The organism is Siccibacter colletis (assembly GCF_025914095.1).
Classification (GTDB): Bacteria; Pseudomonadota; Gammaproteobacteria; order Enterobacterales; family Enterobacteriaceae; genus Siccibacter; species Siccibacter colletis.
On sequence record NZ_CP074352.1, the window covers coordinates 1,756,365 to 1,773,058 of the forward strand.

The 16,694-nt window shown below is 58.9% G+C and carries 17 protein-coding genes; 5 read left to right on the forward strand and 12 right to left on the reverse strand.

Annotated elements, in window-relative coordinates:
• The first annotated feature begins 174 nt into the window (after positions 1-174).
• The 5 genes from anmK (at position 175) to pdxY (ending at position 4,773) form a co-directional block, all read left to right on the forward strand.
• Positions 175-1,299, forward strand: coding sequence for an anhydro-N-acetylmuramic acid kinase (gene anmK / locus KFZ77_RS08425; protein ID WP_264385972.1), 1,125 nt, complete (start codon positions 175-177; stop codon positions 1,297-1,299).
• 84 nt (positions 1,300-1,383) lie between these two features.
• Entirely contained in the window at positions 1,384-1,713 is a 330-nt protein-coding gene (gene mliC / locus KFZ77_RS08430; RefSeq protein WP_264385973.1) for a C-type lysozyme inhibitor, read from the forward strand.
• 57 nt (positions 1,714-1,770) lie between these two features.
• A complete protein-coding gene (pdxH, locus tag KFZ77_RS08435) occupies positions 1,771-2,427 on the forward strand; it encodes a pyridoxamine 5'-phosphate oxidase (protein WP_264385974.1) in 657 nt (218 codons plus the stop codon).
• Between the two features lie 135 nt (positions 2,428-2,562).
• Positions 2,563-3,837: a tyrosine--tRNA ligase gene (gene tyrS / locus KFZ77_RS08440; RefSeq protein WP_031522491.1), complete on the forward strand. Its 1,275-nt coding sequence runs from the start codon at positions 2,563-2,565 to the stop codon at positions 3,835-3,837.
• 75 nt (positions 3,838-3,912) lie between these two features.
• Positions 3,913-4,773, forward strand: a complete 861-nt coding sequence (gene pdxY / locus KFZ77_RS08445; RefSeq protein WP_031522493.1) for a pyridoxal kinase PdxY — start codon at positions 3,913-3,915, stop codon at positions 4,771-4,773.
• Between the two features lie 48 nt (positions 4,774-4,821).
• On the opposite strand, the gene gstA is transcribed toward pdxY, so the two are convergent.
• The 12 genes from gstA to KFZ77_RS08505 all read right to left on the reverse strand — a co-directional run bounded on the left by gstA (position 4,822) and on the right by KFZ77_RS08505 (position 16,653).
• Positions 4,822-5,424, reverse strand: coding sequence for a glutathione transferase GstA (gstA, locus tag KFZ77_RS08450; RefSeq protein WP_264385975.1), 603 nt, complete (start codon positions 5,422-5,424; stop codon positions 4,822-4,824).
• Positions 5,425-5,532: 108 nt separating this feature from the next.
• Positions 5,533-7,035 (reverse strand): dipeptide/tripeptide permease DtpA, encoded by a 1,503-nt coding sequence (dtpA, locus tag KFZ77_RS08455; RefSeq protein WP_031522496.1) that lies wholly within the window; start codon positions 7,033-7,035, stop codon positions 5,533-5,535.
• Between the two features lie 639 nt (positions 7,036-7,674).
• Positions 7,675-8,313, reverse strand: a complete 639-nt coding sequence (gene nth, locus KFZ77_RS08460) for an endonuclease III (protein ID WP_264385976.1) — start codon at positions 8,311-8,313, stop codon at positions 7,675-7,677.
• The gene (locus KFZ77_RS08465) at positions 8,310-8,999 is read right to left on the reverse strand and encodes an electron transport complex subunit E (RefSeq protein WP_264385977.1); all 690 of its coding nucleotides are present in this window, start codon (positions 8,997-8,999) and stop codon (positions 8,310-8,312) included. The genes nth and KFZ77_RS08465 overlap by 4 nt, the downstream gene beginning before the upstream one ends.
• Before the next feature lie 2 nt (positions 9,000-9,001).
• Entirely contained in the window at positions 9,002-9,622 is a 621-nt protein-coding gene (rsxG, locus tag KFZ77_RS08470; RefSeq protein WP_264386167.1) for an electron transport complex subunit RsxG, read from the reverse strand.
• 7 nt (positions 9,623-9,629) lie between these two features.
• Entirely contained in the window at positions 9,630-10,682 is a 1,053-nt protein-coding gene (gene rsxD / locus KFZ77_RS08475) for an electron transport complex subunit RsxD (protein WP_264385978.1), read from the reverse strand.
• Positions 10,683-13,106 carry an electron transport complex subunit RsxC gene (gene rsxC / locus KFZ77_RS08480; protein ID WP_264385979.1) on the reverse strand — a complete coding sequence of 808 codons (2,424 nt, stop codon included), beginning with the start codon at positions 13,104-13,106 and terminating at the stop codon, positions 10,683-10,685.
• The gene (rsxB, locus tag KFZ77_RS08485; protein ID WP_031522506.1) at positions 13,099-13,677 is read right to left on the reverse strand and encodes an electron transport complex subunit RsxB; all 579 of its coding nucleotides are present in this window, start codon (positions 13,675-13,677) and stop codon (positions 13,099-13,101) included. Before rsxB ends, rsxC begins: the two co-directional genes overlap by 8 nt.
• Positions 13,677-14,258, reverse strand: coding sequence for an electron transport complex subunit RsxA (gene rsxA, locus KFZ77_RS08490; RefSeq protein ID WP_031522508.1), 582 nt, complete (start codon positions 14,256-14,258; stop codon positions 13,677-13,679). The genes rsxB and rsxA overlap by 1 nt, the downstream gene beginning before the upstream one ends.
• Positions 14,259-14,336: 78 nt before the next feature.
• Complete coding sequence (locus tag KFZ77_RS08495; protein WP_264385980.1) at positions 14,337-14,777, reverse strand: DUF2569 domain-containing protein; 441 nt, start codon at positions 14,775-14,777, stop codon at positions 14,337-14,339.
• A 92-nt stretch (positions 14,778-14,869) separates the two neighbouring features.
• Positions 14,870-15,085, reverse strand: a complete 216-nt coding sequence (gene ydgT / locus KFZ77_RS08500) for a transcription modulator YdgT (protein ID WP_031522511.1) — start codon at positions 15,083-15,085, stop codon at positions 14,870-14,872.
• Between the two features lie 167 nt (positions 15,086-15,252).
• Positions 15,253-16,653: a GH1 family beta-glucosidase gene (locus KFZ77_RS08505; RefSeq protein ID WP_264385981.1), complete on the reverse strand. Its 1,401-nt coding sequence runs from the start codon at positions 16,651-16,653 to the stop codon at positions 15,253-15,255.
• Positions 16,654-16,694: the final 41 nt, after the last annotated feature.

A 16,694-nucleotide genomic window follows, 5' to 3' on the forward strand; every position in this document is an offset into this window, starting at 1 on the left:
GCCTGCAAAAATAGTACTATCGCCTGGTTTAACCGTAGCTCAACGGCGTTATCGCAGCAGGGAGCGGGGTTCTCATATTGCTGGCAATGATGGAAATTAATCAATAAATCATAGTATTGATACCCGCTTTATGGTGGACTGAGGGCCACATTTATTCGCAGAGAGGGAAGGCGTATGAAGTCGGGCCGTTATATCGGTGTGATGTCGGGAACCAGTCTGGACGGTGTGGATGTCGTGCTGGCCGCCATTGATAAGCATCTGGTTGCGCAGCAGGCGAGCCTGAACTGGCCGATGCCGCTTTCGCTCAAAGAGGATATCCTCGCTATCTGTCAGGGACAGCAGCTGACGCTGGCGCAGTTAGGGCGGCTGGATACCCGGCTCGGCCGACTGTTCGCCGATGCGGTAGAGGCGCTGATGAAGCAGGAAGGGCTGCGCCCGGAAGAGGTGATGGCGGTTGGCTGTCACGGCCAGACGGTGTGGCACGAGCCGCACGGCGATGCGCCGCACTCCCTGCAAATCGGCGATCATAACCAGATTGCCGCCCGCACCGGCGTAACCGTGGTCGGCGATTTTCGCCGTCGCGATATGGCCCTCGGCGGCCAGGGCGCGCCGCTGGTGCCGGCCTTTCATCAGGCGCTGCTGGCGCACCCCAGCGAGCGCCGCATGGTGCTCAACATCGGCGGCATCGCCAATCTCTCACTGTTGATTCCCGGTAAGCCGGTGCGCGGTTTCGACACCGGGCCGGGCAATATGCTGATGGACACCTGGATCTGGCGTCAGCAGGGCAAACCCTACGATAAAGACGCCGGCTGGGCAACCCAGGGCAAAGTGATCCTGCCGCTGCTTCAGCAGTTCCTCAGCGACCCTTACTTCGCGGCACCGGCACCGAAAAGCACCGGGCGTGAGTACTTCAACTACGGCTGGCTGGAGCGTCAGCTGGCCGGCTTCCCGGGTCTGGCTGCGGAAAACGTACAGGCGACGCTCACCGAGCTGACCGCGGTTTCCATCAGCGAACAGGTGCTGCTTAACGGCGGCTGTGAACGCCTGCTGGTGTGCGGCGGTGGCAGCCGAAACCCGCTGCTGATGGCGCGGCTGGCGGCGCTGCTGCCGGGAACCGAAGTAGGGCCCACCGACGAGGCGGGCATCAGCGGCGACGATATGGAAGCCCTGGCCTTTGCCTGGCTCGCCTACCGTACGCTCTCCGGTCTGCCGGGCAACCTGCCGTCGGTGACCGGTGCCAGCGGACCGAGCGTGCTCGGGGCCATCTATCCCGCCAACCCGCTCAACAATCAGAGTTAGCCGAGATTCACGCTCCGCCTGACCCGTTAGACTGTCCCGCAGCAAGGAGGGGGTAACCCCTCCCTCATAAGAAAAGATCAGGACATGTCGATGAAAAAACTGCTAATTCTCTTACTTCCCGCGCTGCTGGCCGGCTGTAGCTACTACAACTCGTTTGTTGAACGCATGAATACCGATACGCTGGAGTACCAGTGCGATGAAAAACCGCTTACCGTGAAGCTCAATACCCCGCGCCAGGAAGCCAGTATGATCCTCGACAACCAGCCGCGCGTGCTGAAGCAGGGGCTGTCGGCTTCCGGTGCTCGCTACACCGACGGCGTCTACGTGTTCTGGTCGAAGGGCGATAGCGCCACAGTCTATAAACGCGATCGTATCATCCTGAATAACTGCCAGTTACCCGCGGTCGAGCGTTGAGATTTTGACAGGTGGAGCGCACAATAGCTCCACCCATCCCTTGCTCAACGTCACGCCATGTCTGATAACGACGCACTTCATCACATCGCGCACCTGCGCCGCGAGTACACCAAAGGCGGTCTGCGCCGCAACGATCTCTCCCCCGAGCCGCTTCCGCTGTTTGAGCGCTGGCTGGCCCAGGCCTGTGAGGCCCGGCTTGCCGATCCCACGGCAATGGTGGTCGCGACGGTGGATGCCGAAGGGCAGCCCTACCAGCGCATCGTATTGCTCAAGCACTATGACGAAAAAGGCATGGTGTTTTATACCAACCTTGGCAGCCGAAAGGCGCAGCACCTCGAACACAATCCGCGCATCAGCCTGCTGTTCCCCTGGCATATGCTGGAGCGTCAGGTGATGGTTACCGGCAAGGTGGAACGGCTCTCAACGCTGGAAGTGGTGAAATATTTTCACAGCCGTCCGCGCGACAGCCAGATCGGTGCCTGGGTGTCGCAGCAGTCGAGCCGTATTTCGGCGCGCGGCATTCTGGAGAGCAAGTTCCTTGAACTGAAGCAGAAGTTCCAGCAGGGTGACGTGCCGCTGCCGAGTTTCTGGGGCGGATTCCGCGTCAGCATCGAGCAGATGGAGTTCTGGCAGGGCGGCGAACACCGTCTTCATGACCGCTTTTTATACCAGCGCGACGGAGCGGCATGGAAAATTGACCGTCTCGCGCCCTGAACCCTGATTTTCTTGTGTGAAGCGCTGGTACTCCGGGTGTCAGCGCTTTATTCTATGGCTCGCTAAATTTTCTTTCGCACTCGCGAAAAAGTCGTGTACCGGCAAAGGTGCAATCGTAGATACATGGAGATTTTGATGGCGAGCAGTAACTTGATTAAACAACTGCAAGAGCGGGGCCTTGTGGCTCAGGTGACGGACGAGGAAGCGTTAGCAGAGCGACTGGCGCAAGGCCCGATCGCGCTCTATTGCGGCTTCGATCCTACCGCCGACAGCTTGCATTTGGGGCATCTGGTTCCATTGTTATGCCTGAAACGCTTCCAGGAAGCCGGGCACAAGCCGGTGGCGCTGGTCGGCGGCGCAACCGGTCTGATTGGCGACCCGAGCTTTAAAGCCGTTGAGCGTAAGCTGAATACCCAGGACACGGTCCACGAGTGGGTGGAGAAGATTCGTCGTCAGGTTGCACCTTTCCTTGATTTTGACTGCGGCGATAACGCAGCGGTTGCGGCGAACAACTACGACTGGTTCGGCAGCATGAACGTGCTGACCTTCCTGCGCGATATCGGTAAGCACTTCTCGGTCAACCAGATGATCAACAAAGAAGCGGTGAAGCAGCGTCTGAACCGTGACGATGTCGGCATCTCCTTTACCGAATTCTCCTACAACCTGCTGCAGGGTTACGACTTCGCCTGCCTGAACGAAAAATACGGCGTGGCGCTGCAGATCGGCGGTTCCGACCAGTGGGGCAACATCACCTCCGGTATCGACCTGACCCGTCGTCTGCATCAGAACCAGGTGTTCGGTCTGACGGTTCCGCTGATCACCAAAGCGGACGGCACCAAATTCGGTAAAACCGAAGGCGGCGCGGTATGGCTCGATCCGAAGAAGACCTCGCCGTACAAGTTCTACCAGTTCTGGATCAACACCGCGGACGCAGACGTGTACCGTTTCCTGAAATTCTTCACCTTTATGGACATCGCCGAGATCAACGCGCTGGAAGAAGAAGACAAGAACAGCGGTAAAGCGCCGCGGGCCCAGTATGTGCTGGCCGAGCTGGTGACCCGTCTGGTGCATGGCGAAGAGGGGCTGACCGCGGCGAAGCGCATCACGGCAAGCCTGTTTAACGGCACCCTGAGCGACCTGAGCGAAGCTGATTTCGAACAGCTGGCGCAGGATGGCGTGCCGATGGTCGAGATGGAAAAAGGCGCAGACCTCCAGCAGGCGCTGGTGGACGCTGAGCTGCAGCCGTCCCGTGGCCAGGCGCGTAAAACCATCGCCTCTAACGCGGTCACCATCAACGGTGAGAAGCAGTCTGACCCGGAATACACCTTTACCGACGCTGACCGCCTGTTCGGTCGCTATACGCTGCTGCGTCGCGGCAAGAAAAACTACTGCCTGGTTTGCTGGAAGTAATCGCAACCGGCAAGGGGCGTGGGAGACCACGCCCCTTATTTTTGGCAATGAAATGAGTCCGGGTAACACAACACAATGAAGAATATTCTCGCCATCCAGTCCCACGTGGTGTTCGGTCATGCCGGCAACAGTGCGGCTGAATTCCCCATGCGTCGCCTCGGGGCGAACGTCTGGCCGCTCAATACCGTGCAGTTCTCCAACCACACCCAGTACGGCCAGTGGACCGGCACCGTAATGCCGCCGTCGCACCTGAGCGAGATCGTGCAGGGCATCGCCAACATCGGGCAACTGGCGCGCTGTGATGCGGTCCTGAGCGGGTATCTGGGGTCGGCGGAGCAGGGCGAGCATATTCTGGGCATTGTGCGTCAGGTGAAAGCTGCCAATCCGCAGGCGCGTTATTTTTGCGATCCGGTGATGGGTCACCCTGAAAAGGGCTGTATCGTCGCGCCGGGCGTGGCGGAGTTTCACACCCGCTATGCCATGCCGGCGAGCGATATCATCGCCCCGAACCTGCTGGAGCTGGAGATCCTGACCGGCCACGGCGTCAATAACGTGAATGAAGCGGTAAGCGCCGCCCGGGAGCTGATCGCTCAGGGGCCGGAGATTGTGCTGGTGAAGCATCTGGCGCGGGCTGGCTACCAGACCGATCGCTTTGAGATGCTGCTGGTCACCGCTGAGGAAGCCTGGCACATCAGCCGTCCGCTGGTGGATTTCGGTGCCCGTCAGCCGGTGGGCGTCGGCGATGTCACCAGCGGTCTGCTGCTGGTGAAGCTGCTGCAGGGTGCAGCCCTGCGCGACGCGCTGGAGCACGTGACGGCGGCGGTGTACGACATCATGGTAGTGACCAAACGCATGGAAGAATATGAACTGCAGGTGGTGGCGGCCCAGGACGGAATAGCCAAACCGGAACACTACTTCAGCGCGGTAAAACTCTGACGCGTGACGAATGACGTGAAACGGGCAGCCAGCGGCTGCCCTTTTTTATTATCCGCGTTCGGCAGCGAGGGCGGCGGCAACCGCCGGGCGGGCCTCAATACGGGCCATGTATGCGGTGATATTGCTGTAGCCGTCGAGATTCAGGCCAACGTGCGGCGCCCAGCGCAGCACGGTAAACAGGTAGGCATCGGCCACGCTGAAGCGCGTTCCGACAATCCACTGCTTCCCTTCCAGGCTCTCATTGATATACGCCAGTTTTTTCTCCAGCAGGGCGCGGGCCACCGGTTTGTAATCCTCCGGCGTATCCGGGCGGAACAGCGGCGTAAAGCCTTTGTGGAACTCGGTAGCGATGTAAGTGAGCCACTCCAGCGCCTGATAACGGGTGATACTGCCCGCGGGCGCCAGCAGCTGGCGATCGGGAACGGTATCCGCCAGGTACTGCACAATCGCCAGCCCCTCGGTGAGCAGCGTGCCGTCATCGAGCTGCAGCGCCGGTACCTGGCCCTTCGGGTTGATGGCAAAGTAGTCCTCGCCGTTCTCCAGGCGTTTGGTCATCAGGTCCACTTTAACCAGCGTGAAGTCCACGCCGGCCTCGCGCAACACGATATGCGGCGAGAACGAACAGGCGCCGGGTTTATAGAACAGTTTCATCAGTCACTCTCCTTGGGTTAGCTGTCGTCGTATGGTAGGGCTATCACGGATAAAAAAAAACCACTAACCCGAAGGTTAGTGGTTTAACGCAGACGTTTCTCGTTAACGTCAGGCTTTCGCCGCTTCGCTGCGGGTATCCGCCTCGTCGTCCTGGGTCATACGGTTCAGCTTCGGTGCGGTGAGCATCATCAGCACGGCAATCACCGCGGTGGCGATACCAATTTGCATGAAGACGCGGCCGTACACTTCCAGCGACATCAGCGGGTCGGTGACGTTTTCCGGCACCGCCATCAGGTTAGCAACGCGACCGGCAATGATCGCTGCGCCAGCGGTGGTCAGGAACCAGCTACCCATGATGAAGCCCATCAGACGCTGCGGCACCAGCTGTGCCACCATCGCCAGGCCCAGACCGGAGATCATCAGCTCACCGATACTCTGCAGGGCGTAGCTCAGGATCAGCCAGTTAACGGAGACGATACCGGCGTCGTTAGCAAACTTCGCACCCAGCGGCAGCACCAGGAAGGCACCGGAACACAGCAGCATACCGAAGGCAAACTTGTGCGGCATCGGCAGACGGTCGCCCATCTTGTTATAGATAGCGGCCAGAATCGGGCTACCCACCATGATCCAGAACGGGTTCAGCGCCTGGAACTGCTCCGGCTGGAACGTCAGGCCGAGGATCTCGTGCTCAACGTTGCGGATAGCGAAGAAGTTCAGGGAGGTCGGCATCTGCTGATACAGCACGAAGAAGACAATTGCCTGCAGCATCAGGATAAACGCGACGATCATTTTACGACGCGCTGCGCCCTGCATCGCGAACGCTTCTTTAGCGAAGATAATGATGATACCCAGCGCGACCACGCCCAGCACCATACGGGCGATACCCTGGTTATGCAGCAGCCAGGTGGCGATGGCGATCAGCACCACGATACCGGCGATAGTGGCGATGAGCTTGCCAAAGTTGATCGGCTCAAAGTCCGGTTTAGAACCGTAATTTTTCACCCACTTCTTGCAGAACATAAAGTTCACCAGGGTGATCAGCATGCCGACAAAGCTCAGCGAGAACGCCACGCTCCAGCCGAATTTATCCGCCAGCCACGGGGTCGCCAGCATTGAGAAGAAGGAACCGATGTTGATCGCCATGTAGTACATGGTGAACGCCCCATCCAGACGCGGGTCATCTTTCTCGTAGCAGGTAGAGAGCAGGGAGGACGGGTTGGCTTTAAACAGGCCGTTACCCACCGCGATGGTGGCCATACCGAAGTACACGATGGCAGCATCGTGACCGGAGTAGGCGACCAGCGCGTAGCCGATTGCCAGCACGATGGTGCCGAGCACGATCACGCGTTTGGTGCCGAGGACTTTATCGCCCAGCCAGCCGCCAATGGCCACCAGACCATAGACCAGCGCGCTGAAGGAGGAGAAGAGCGTAATGGAATCCGCTTCGGACATACCCAGCATTTTGACCAGGTAGACGGCCATGATGCCTTGCAGGCCGTAAAAGCCGAAACGCTCCCACAGTTCGATGGAGAAAATCAGATAGAACGATTTTGGTTGTTTGAAAGCGTTAAGACTCACGCTTTGTGCTGGTTTCTTGTTTGCAGTCGACACATATACCTCTTTTTTTACATCCCGTAGTAACGGGGGTGCTGACAGCGTGATGCCGTTTCGGCAGCCGCTGTTTTTGTTATATAGGGAGGGGAAACGGCGGGTAATGTTCACTATCCAGGGCCATCAGGCAAGGCTTTTGTAATACTCTGTTACATATAACCGGCGCGGAATAATGCTCGGAATCTGAATTTGTTATCGAGGGTTAAATTTTATGGTAAGGGAAACGGCAGTTTTTTCCTCTGTCTGGAAGGGTTTTCTGGTAGCTCGCGGTGAGATGTGCTGGATACTTGCGCAGGAAGTGGTGATATTGATTGGCTGGCTAACTAAATCTGGTTATATATATGGTTTACTGACGAAATTACTCCGGGTTTCAGGCACGTAAACTGCATAATTACTCACCACTCTTAACACCATGTTATCAAAGTGATCGCTGTCACAAATTTATAGAAAATTCCTGTCGAAAAAAAATGATTAACCTGCAGGGGTGGTATTGACCAGTCGATAACAAGGGTTTTTGCGTAACCGCCGGGATTAAAAGCCAGTAACCAACCGGAACAGCGTAACCATGTATTTCCTGTGGACATGAATGCTTACGCAACAATTTAGACGGTGAATACCGATGCCCATCGGGCATCGGTATTACTCAGCGTAAACCTTCTCTTTAAATTCACACAGATCTTCAATCAGGCAGGAGCCGCAGCGCGGTTTGCGGGCGATACAGGTGTAGCGGCCGTGCAGGATCAGCCAGTGGTGGCAGTCCACTTTGAATTCGGCCGGCACCACCTTCAGCAGTTTCTCTTCCACCTGCTCGACGTTCTTACCCGGCGCAAAGTTGGTACGGTTGCAGACGCGGAAGATATGGGTATCCACCGCGATAGTGGGCCAGCCGAAGGCGGTATTGAGCACCACGTTAGCGGTTTTACGGCCAACGCCGGGCAGCGCCTCAAGCGCGGCGCGATCTTCCGGCACCTCGCCGCCGTGCTGTTCCAGCAGAATGCGGCAGGTTTTAATCACGTTCTCCGCTTTGCTGTTAAACAGGCCGATGGTTTTGATATAGGTCTTCACGCCGTCTACGCCCAGCGCCAGCATCGCCGCCGGAGTATTCGCCACCGGATAGAGCAGGGCAGTGGCCTTGTTGACGCTGACGTCGGTGGCCTGGGCCGAGAGCAGCACGGCAATCAGCAGCTCAAAGGGTGAGCTGAAGTTAAGCTCGGTGGTGGGATGAGGATTGTTGTCACGCAGGCGCGTCAGGATCTCGCGCCGTTTAATATTGTTCATGAGGCTTTCTCAGGGCTTCCCTGTACCACAGGCTGAACCGCCGCCCGTTTCGCTTTTTTCTTCTCGTCGATCAGGTACTTGATCGCCAGCAGCATCCCGAGGCCGATAAATGCCCCTGGCGGCAGCATCGCCAGCAAGAACGGGGTATCGGTGTGGAACACTTCAATACGCAGGGATTTCGCCCAGCCGCCCAGCAGCCCCTCTGCACCATCAAACAGCGTGCCGTTGCCGAGAATTTCACGCAGGGAACCCAGCACGAACATGGTGCAGGTTGCCCCCATGCCGATAGCGAAGCCGTCCAGCGCGGAGAGGAACGGCCCGTTGCGGGCAGCAAAGGCTTCCGCACGTCCCACCACGATACAGTTGGTGACGATCAGCGGAATGAAGATGCCGAGGGACTGGTACAGGCCGAATGCGTAAGCATTAATAAGCATCTGCACGATACTCACCACCGCAGCGATGATCATCACGTAGATGGGAATACGAATGCTTTCTGGCATCCACTGGCGGAACAGGGAGACGGAGGTGTTGGTCAGGGTCAGCACCAGCGTGGTCGCCAGCCCCAGACCGAGGGCATTGGTGGCGGTGGAGGTCACGGCCAGCAGCGGGCAGAGGCCGAGAAGCTGCACCAGCGCCGAGTTGTTCTTCCACAGCCCCTGAACAAAAATCTCTTTAATCTGATTCATGATTACTCCTCGCAGGCCGGCAGACGATCGAGCTGGTCCGGCAGGGTTTGCGCATAGAGCCCGGCCCGTTTCACCGCGTTGACTACCGCGCGTGGCGTGATGGTTGCCCCGGTAAACTGGTCAAACTGACCGCCGTCTTTTTTAACCGCAAAGCTGGCGTCATCGCTGCCCTGGATGCGTTTCCCGTTGAATGAGAGGATCCAGTCGCTCAGGCGCAGCTCAATTTTATCGCCGAGGCCCGGGGTTTCGTGGTGTTCGGTGACGCGCGCACCCTGCACGGTGCCGCTAAAATCCGCCCCGACCAGCAGATGAATGGCACCGGAGTAGCCGTCGGGCGCGGTCGCTTCCATCACCACGCCGGTTGGCTTATCGCCCTGGCGTGCGACATAAATACGATGGCTGCCGCTGCCGAGCTGCATGTTGGTAACCACAAAGCAGCTGCTCTGTAAGTCATTGTCGTACAGGTCGGCGGGCATCACCTGGTCAAACAGCGCCTTTTGCTGCTCTGCGGCCTGGCCGGCGATGGTAGTGCGGGTCAGCTCGTTCACCAGCGCGGTAAGTCCGGTGGTGACGGCGGCAAACACCGCCAGGGTCACGCCATGTTTCTGTATCGCTTTCAGCATGTCCATATTAACGGTGTCCGTAAACGCGCGGACGCGTGTAGTAGTCGATCAGCGGCACGGTGATGTTCGCCAGCAGTACGGCAAACGCCACGCCATCCGGGTAGCCGCCGAAGCTGCGGATCAGCCACACCAGCAGACCTGCCAGCGCGCCAAACAGCAGACGCCCCTTGTTGGTAGTCGAAGCGGTAACCGGATCGGTAAGGATAAAGAACGCGCCCAGCATCGTCGCCCCGGAGAACAGATGCACCAGTGGCGAAGCCAGCGATTCCGGCGCAAACACCCAGCCGAGGGTGGCGCAGAGGCCCAGCGACAGCAGGAAGCTCACCGGAATATGCCAGCGGATGGTGTTTTTCCAGATCATAAACAGGCCGCCGAGCAGGAAGGCGGCGTTTACCCACTGCCAGCCAACGCCTGCCAGCACGCCGCGATAGATCGGCATCTCCATCACCGCATCGGCACTGTGGCCAGCCCGCAGCCCGGTTTTGAAGGTGTCGAGCGGGGTGGCCTGGCTGATGCCATCGACACCAAGACGCAGGGTATCGGCATTCAGCCCGCCGGCGGTATGGCCGGTAAAGATCACGTTCAGGGTATCGATAAAGCCCGGTGCCGCCGCCGCAATCTCCTGCGGCGGCAGCCAGCTGGTCATCTGCACCGGGAAGGAGATCAGCAGCACGACGTAGCCGATCATCGCCGGGTTAAACGGGTTATGGCCAAGACCACCGTAAAGCTGTTTGGCGATAATCACCGCGAACAGCGTGCCGAGGACGATCATCCACCAGGGCGCAAGCGGTGGCAGACTGATGCCGAGCAGCAACCCGGTGAGCATCGCCGAGTTATCCCGCAGTTGAGCGGTTACGTTCTGCTTGCGCAGACGCACCACCAGAGCTTCGGCCAGCACGGCGGCGATGATAGCGAGGCCGGTCTGAACCAGCGTACCCCAGCCAAAATAGAACCACTGCACCGCGATGCCCGGCAGGGCGGCGAGGCTGACCAGCAGCATAATACGCGCGGTCTGGCGCTGATTATGGGTATAGGGCGAACTTGCGATTCTGAAAACCATTTATTCCTCGTTAACGACCTTCTGTGCGGCTTTACGCGCCTGAACCCTGGCAATAGCGGCAGCGACCGCCGCCTTACGAGGATCGTCTGAATCTTCTTCTGCCGCTTCGTTGGCCGCTTCCGCTGCCTTACGCGCTTTGGCACGGGCGATAGCAGCTTCTACTGCGGCTTTGCGCGGATCGTCGGCTTCCACCTGGGAGATCACCGAGGCCTCGGGTTCCTGCGGAGCCGCATCGCTTGCCGTCCGGGCCGCCTCGGCCGCTTTTCGGGCTTTAGCGCGGGCAATGGCGGCTTCCACCGCCGCTTTGCGCGGATCGACCGCCTCGACATTTGGCGCTTCCGGCTCAGCAGCCGCGGTTTCTGCCGCGGCTTCAGCGGCCTGAGCGGCTTTACGCGCTTTGGCGCGGGCAATGGCCGCTTCAACCGCCGCTTTGCGCGGGTCAACGTCCTGAGCCGGTTCAGCTTCAGCCGCTTCCGCCGCCTGGGCTGCTTTACGGGCTTTGGCACGGGCGATAGCGGCTTCCACTGCCGCTTTACGCGGATCGACAGCCTCAGTGGCGTCAGGGGTTACCGCATCGGCAACGCGCTCTTCCGCCTGGGCTGCTTTACGCGCTTTGGCACGGGCGATGGCCGCTTCCACTGCCGCTTTACGCGGATCGACAGCCTCAGTGGCATCAGGGGTTAGCGCATCGGCAACGCGCTCTTCCGCCTGGGCTGCTTTACGCGCTTTGGCACGGGCGATAGCGGCTTCCACTGCCGCTTTGCGCGGATCGGCCGCCTCAGCGGTCTCCGGCTGTGTTTTTTCTGCCTGACGGGCGCGGGCCTGCGCTTTGCGCGCCTCGCGCGCGGCGATAACCGCGCTGTTATCCGGCGTTTCACCGGCAACAACGTTAACAGGTTCGGCAGCGGCGGCCTGTTTTTCACGCACCCGGGCCAGCGCGGCGTTGATCGCCTCTTTATCTTCGCTGCCAGGCTGCACCGCCGCTTTTTTGTGGCGTTCGGCGCGAGCCAGCTTGTCGCGTTCCAGACGCGCCTGACGGGCTTCAAAGCGCGCTTTCGCTTCCGCGGCGCGGCGCTCTTCCTCAGCGATGGCGCGAATTTCTGCTTTTTCCTGACGGAAATACTGCACCAACGGAATGTTGCTCGGGCAGACCCAGGCGCAGGCACCACATTCGATGCAGTCCGCCAGGTTATGGGCCGTGGCTTTATCGTGCTGCTGGCCTTTGCTGAACCAGTAGAGCTGCTGCGGCAGCAGGTCCGCCGGACAGGCATCGGCGCAGGCGCTGCAGCGGATACAGCCTTTCTCCTCCGGCGTTTCGCCCATCTCGCTGGCGGAAGGGGCCAGCAGGCAGTTGGTGATTTTCACCACCGGCACGTCGAGCCACGGCAGGGTGAAGCCCATCAGCGGGCCGCCCATGATCACCAGCTGTTCACTGGTGGGAATAAAACCGGCGTTTTCCAGCAGGTGACGCACCGGGGTGCCGAGGCGCGCCCAGACGTTGCCCGGACGGCCCACGGCCTCGCCGGTCAGCGTCACTACGCGTTCGGTCAGCGGTTCACCGTCGATCACCGCGCGCTTTACCGCATAGGCGGTGCCGACGTTCTGCATCAGCACGCCGATATCCGATGAACGGCCGCCGTGCGGCACCTGTTTACCGGTCAGGATCTGCGTCAGCTGCTTCGCGCCGCCGGACGGGTATTTGGTCGGGATCACGCGTAGCTTGATGCGGTATTCATCCGCCAGAACCGCGCGCAGCATCGAGATGGCCTGCGGCTTGTTATCTTCAATACCGATCAGCACTTCACGCGGCTGCAGGATGTGGGCGAGGATGCGAATGCCTTCCACTACCTGTGCGGCGCAGTCCTGCATCAGACGGTCATCAGCGGTGATATAGGGTTCGCATTCCGCGGCGTTGATGATCAGGGTGTCAATCTTATCGCCGCCGCCCGCCAGTTTATTGCCGGTGGGGAAGCCGGCACCGCCCAGCCCGGCCACGCCGAACTGGTGAATACGGGCGATCAGCTCCTCGCGGCTGCGGCACTGATAGTCCTGCCAGCCGTCGCGCTCGATCCAGCGGTCTTCGCCATCGGCATCAATAATGACTGACAGCTCGGCCAGCGCCGACGGGTGCGCGGTGGAGTGGGGCGCAATCGCCGTAACGATACCGGACGTCGGCGCATGCACCGGAAGCATCCGTCCACGGCCGCGGGTCAGCGGCTGGCCGCGCAGGACGCGATCGCCCGCGGCGACCGCCAGCTCGCCTTCGGCACCGATATGCTGCTTCAGCGGGATAACAAAACGCCCCGGCAGAGGAACCTGACGCAGCGGCGTACCGTTAGACTGGGTTTTCATCTCCGGAGGATGGATGCCGCCGTGAAAATCCCAGACTTTGTCTTTGCGGAAAGCGGAAAATAACTTAAGCATGTTGTTCCACTGGAATATTGCGGACAGGAATGGTGTGCAGATCCCACTTCCAGTTATCCGTAGTGGCTGCAGCCGGACGCAGCTCGATACAGGCGGTTGGGCAGGGATCGACACACAGGTTGCAGCCGGTGCAGAGATCGCTGACCACGGTATGCATCGCGCGCGTCGCGCCGACGATGGCATCCACCGGACAGGCCTGAATACATTTGGTGCAGCCGATGCAGTTGGGTTCGTCGATCACCGCCAGCATGCGCACCGGCTCTGCGGCCTGGGCATCTTCGCCAATCGGCTGCGGGTCAACGTTTAACAGCGTGGCGATTTTCAGCATCACCGCTTCGCCGCCGGGGGCGCAGCGGTTGATATTTTCACCCTGATTGCCCACGGCTTCGGCGTAAGGACGACAGCCGGGGTAGCCGCACTGCCCGCACTGACTTTGCGGCAGGATGTCATCGATACGGTCAACGATCGGATCTTCATCGGCAGCAAAGCGGCGCGAGGCGAAGCCGAGGATCATGCCGAACAGCAGTCCCAGCACGCTGACGGCGGCAATCGCAATCCAGACAGCACTCATTACGCTTTCACCAGCCCGCTAAAGCCCATGAAGGCCAGCGACATCAGCCCGGCGGTGATAAGCGCAATGGCGTTACCGCGAAACGGTGCCGGCACGTCGGCCACGGCCAGACGCTCGCGGATGGCGGCAAACAGCACCATCACCAGCGAGAAGCCAACGGCAGCGGCAAAACCGTACAGCGCCGACTGCAGGAAGTTGTGGCCAAGGTTGATGTTGAGCAGCGCCACGCCGAGCACCGCGCAGTTGGTGGTGATAAGCGGCAGGAAGATGCCCAGCAGGCGATAGAGCGCCGGACTGGTTTTACGCACCACCATTTCGGTGAACTGCACCACCACGGCGATGACCAGAATAAAGGAGAGGGTGCGCAGGTAGATAAGATCCAGCGGGATGAGGATCCAGGTATCAATAAGCCAGGCGCTGATTGACGCCAGCGTCATCACAAAGGTGGTGGCCAGTCCCATTCCGATGGCGCTTTCGAGCTTTTTCGATACGCCCATAAACGGACACAGGCCAAGAAACTTCACCAATACGAAGTTATTGACCAGCACCGTACCAACAAAAAGAAGCAGATAATCAGCCATTTTTCGACCTGAAACAAAAGCAGCCGCATATTATCGGTCATCCGACCGAATGCGACAACGTAGTATCCGTAGGGTTATTTACGGGTTAACGAAGGTGTTTTTTACGCGCTGGGCGTAGCGGAAATAGGGCGCCATCAGCGCCGCAGCCAGCAGAGGTAAAATAAGCTGACTCACCGCAATCTCATCGTTAACCGGCGAAAAGGCAAAAGATTTGAGCGCCAGCAGCACGCAAACCAGCAGCCAGATAATGTAGTGCTTGCGCACCAGCGCGCGGCGTTTAAAGAACGCCACGCTCAGCCACAGGGTGTAGATCCATACGGCCACCGCCGTGGCCATCGACAGATACCACAGCACGACATTTTGTGTGCTCATTTCGCTTAACATCTGATGCGCGCGCGGCGAAATGATCGCCATAAACCAGACGACCAGGCCGAGCGAGGTGCTGAGGAGCGTTAATAAGAGCCAGGCGAGAGGGGCCAGCAGCCAGCCTCCGATACGCGTTGTCGGCGTGGTAGACATACAGCCTCCTCAGGAATTTCACGGCGCGCAAACGAATTAAGAGCGCAGGAATTATAAAGAAATTCTCAGTAATTGCTACTGTCGCACAGGGCTCACTGCACGTATCGCCAAACGGATTTCGGGACCTCGCCGATGTTGAACAGTTTGCCGCCGGAAACCAGTTCGGCACGGCGGTGATCGGCGGCGCGATACATATTAATAATCTCCTGATTATCGGTCAGGGAATAATTAAGATGATCAAAAAGCTTTTCCAGGCTGTCGAGCGTGCTAATTTTGCGAAACTTTAATAAATAGTCCTGCACCGTCATCGGTAAATATTCCTTAATGAGAAGCCAGCCAGCGTAGCTGAATTAACGTTAACGAATAATAAACTGAAAGCGGAAAAGGCTGGATAAATAACCACGGGGGAATAAGACTTTAAGAGTAATCCTGCGTTCAGAGGGCCAGGCACCGCACGATACCTGACCCGTTGAGATTAACGCTGTTCGCCGTTGCTGCTGATAACCTTCTGATACCACCAGAAACTTTTCTTCCGTTTCCGGTTGAGATTGTCGTTATGATCGACATACACAAAGCCGTACTGTTTTTGATAACCGTTCAGCCAGCTTAATAAATCAATGAAGGACCAGGGATAATAGCCGCGTACGTCCGCACCCTGAGCAATGGCGCTTTCCATGGCGTCAATATGCATACGCAAATAATCGATGCGCGCATCGTCCACCACCTCGCCATCAATAATCGGGTCTTTTGCCCCCAGGCCGTTTTCGGTGATGTAGATCGGAATATCACCGTAGCGGGCTTTTACCTGCATAATGCCGTCGGTCAGTCCCTGCGGCCAGATCTCCCAGTCCCAGTCGGTATAGACCCCCTGTGGATTACGCACAAACTTATACAGCCCCTTGAAGCCGAACTGGTGTCCGCTGTTGCGCTCCCCGCTGTGGTTGGCTTTCAGGCCGGTTGCATCCGGGTTGGCCGCCACGGTTTCCCGTTTGTAGTAGTTCAGGCCGATAAAGTCACAGATATTCTCTTTCAGCAGCGCGTCATCTCCCGGGGCATAGCGCGGCACGCCCCACAGTGCCTGGGTCTGCGCCACGAGTTGCGCCGGGTATTCGCCCTTGAGCACCGGATCGTAAAGCCAGTGGGTATAGATGGCATCGGCCAGGTCTTTCGCTGCCACATCTTCCGGCTTGTCGGTCAGCGCCGTGTGGGGTTGCAGCACGTTGACGAAACCGATCTGCCCCTTAATGCCGCTTTTGCGAAACGCGTTGACCGCCAGGGCATGGGCGACAAACACGTGATGGCAGGCCTGTACCGCGCGGGCAGGATCTTGTACCGCCGGGGGATGGCTGCCGGTGATGTAGCCGTGACCAATGAATACCACGGTTTCGTTAAACGTCGCCCAGAGCTTCACCCTGGAGCCAAAGCGGTCATAGCAGAGCTGCGCATATTCCAGGAACGCCTCGGCGGTGGAGCGCGCTTCCCAGCCGCCTTCATCCTGTAGCGCCTGGGGCAGATCCCAGTGATACAGCGTAATCATCGGTTCAATGTTGTGCTCCAGCAGGGCATCAATCAGATCGCTGTAGAACTGCACCCCGGCTTCGTTAACCGCGCCGCGCCCGGTAGGCAGGAGGCGCGGCCAGGCAATGGAGAAGCGGTAGCTCTGCATCCCCATCTCCGCCATCAGCGCCACGTCCTCGCGGAAGCGATGGTAGTGATCGACGGCGATATCGCCGTTAGTGCCTTGCCATGTGGTACCCGGCAGGTGGGAAAACACATCCCAGATCGACGGGCCTTTGCCGTCGGCATCATGTCCGCCTTCAACCTGATACGCTGCGCTGGCCGCACCCCAGAGAAAATCCTGTGGAAATCCTGACATCGGTAACTCCTTGCGTAGTGGTGATGTCATCGAGTGTAGGC

What these genes read in the sequence shown, in the direction of transcription:
- anmK (WP_264385972.1), top strand. Translation starts at nt 175, where the DNA reads ATGAAGTCGGGCCGTTATATCGGTGTGATGTCGGGAACCAGTCTGGAC.
- mliC (WP_264385973.1), top strand. Translation starts at nt 1,384, where the DNA reads ATGTCGATGAAAAAACTGCTAATTCTCTTACTTCCCGCGCTGCTGGCC.
- pdxH (WP_264385974.1), top strand. Translation starts at nt 1,771, where the DNA reads ATGTCTGATAACGACGCACTTCATCACATCGCGCACCTGCGCCGCGAG.
- tyrS (WP_031522491.1), top strand. Translation starts at nt 2,563, where the DNA reads ATGGCGAGCAGTAACTTGATTAAACAACTGCAAGAGCGGGGCCTTGTG.
- pdxY (WP_031522493.1), top strand. Translation starts at nt 3,913, where the DNA reads ATGAAGAATATTCTCGCCATCCAGTCCCACGTGGTGTTCGGTCATGCC.
- gstA (WP_264385975.1), bottom strand. Translation starts at nt 5,424, where the DNA reads ATGAAACTGTTCTATAAACCCGGCGCCTGTTCGTTCTCGCCGCATATC.
- nth (WP_264385976.1), bottom strand. Translation starts at nt 8,313, where the DNA reads ATGAACAATATTAAACGGCGCGAGATCCTGACGCGCCTGCGTGACAAC.
- KFZ77_RS08465 (WP_264385977.1), bottom strand. Translation starts at nt 8,999, where the DNA reads ATGAATCAGATTAAAGAGATTTTTGTTCAGGGGCTGTGGAAGAACAAC.
- rsxG (WP_264386167.1), bottom strand. Translation starts at nt 9,622, where the DNA reads ATGCTGAAAGCGATACAGAAACATGGCGTGACCCTGGCGGTGTTTGCC.
- rsxD (WP_264385978.1), bottom strand. Translation starts at nt 10,682, where the DNA reads ATGGTTTTCAGAATCGCAAGTTCGCCCTATACCCATAATCAGCGCCAG.
- rsxC (WP_264385979.1), bottom strand. Translation starts at nt 13,106, where the DNA reads ATGCTTAAGTTATTTTCCGCTTTCCGCAAAGACAAAGTCTGGGATTTT.
- rsxB (WP_031522506.1), bottom strand. Translation starts at nt 13,677, where the DNA reads ATGAGTGCTGTCTGGATTGCGATTGCCGCCGTCAGCGTGCTGGGACTG.
- rsxA (WP_031522508.1), bottom strand. Translation starts at nt 14,258, where the DNA reads ATGGCTGATTATCTGCTTCTTTTTGTTGGTACGGTGCTGGTCAATAAC.
- KFZ77_RS08495 (WP_264385980.1), bottom strand. Translation starts at nt 14,777, where the DNA reads ATGTCTACCACGCCGACAACGCGTATCGGAGGCTGGCTGCTGGCCCCT.
- ydgT (WP_031522511.1), bottom strand. Translation starts at nt 15,085, where the DNA reads ATGACGGTGCAGGACTATTTATTAAAGTTTCGCAAAATTAGCACGCTC.
- KFZ77_RS08505 (WP_264385981.1), bottom strand. Translation starts at nt 16,653, where the DNA reads ATGTCAGGATTTCCACAGGATTTTCTCTGGGGTGCGGCCAGCGCAGCG.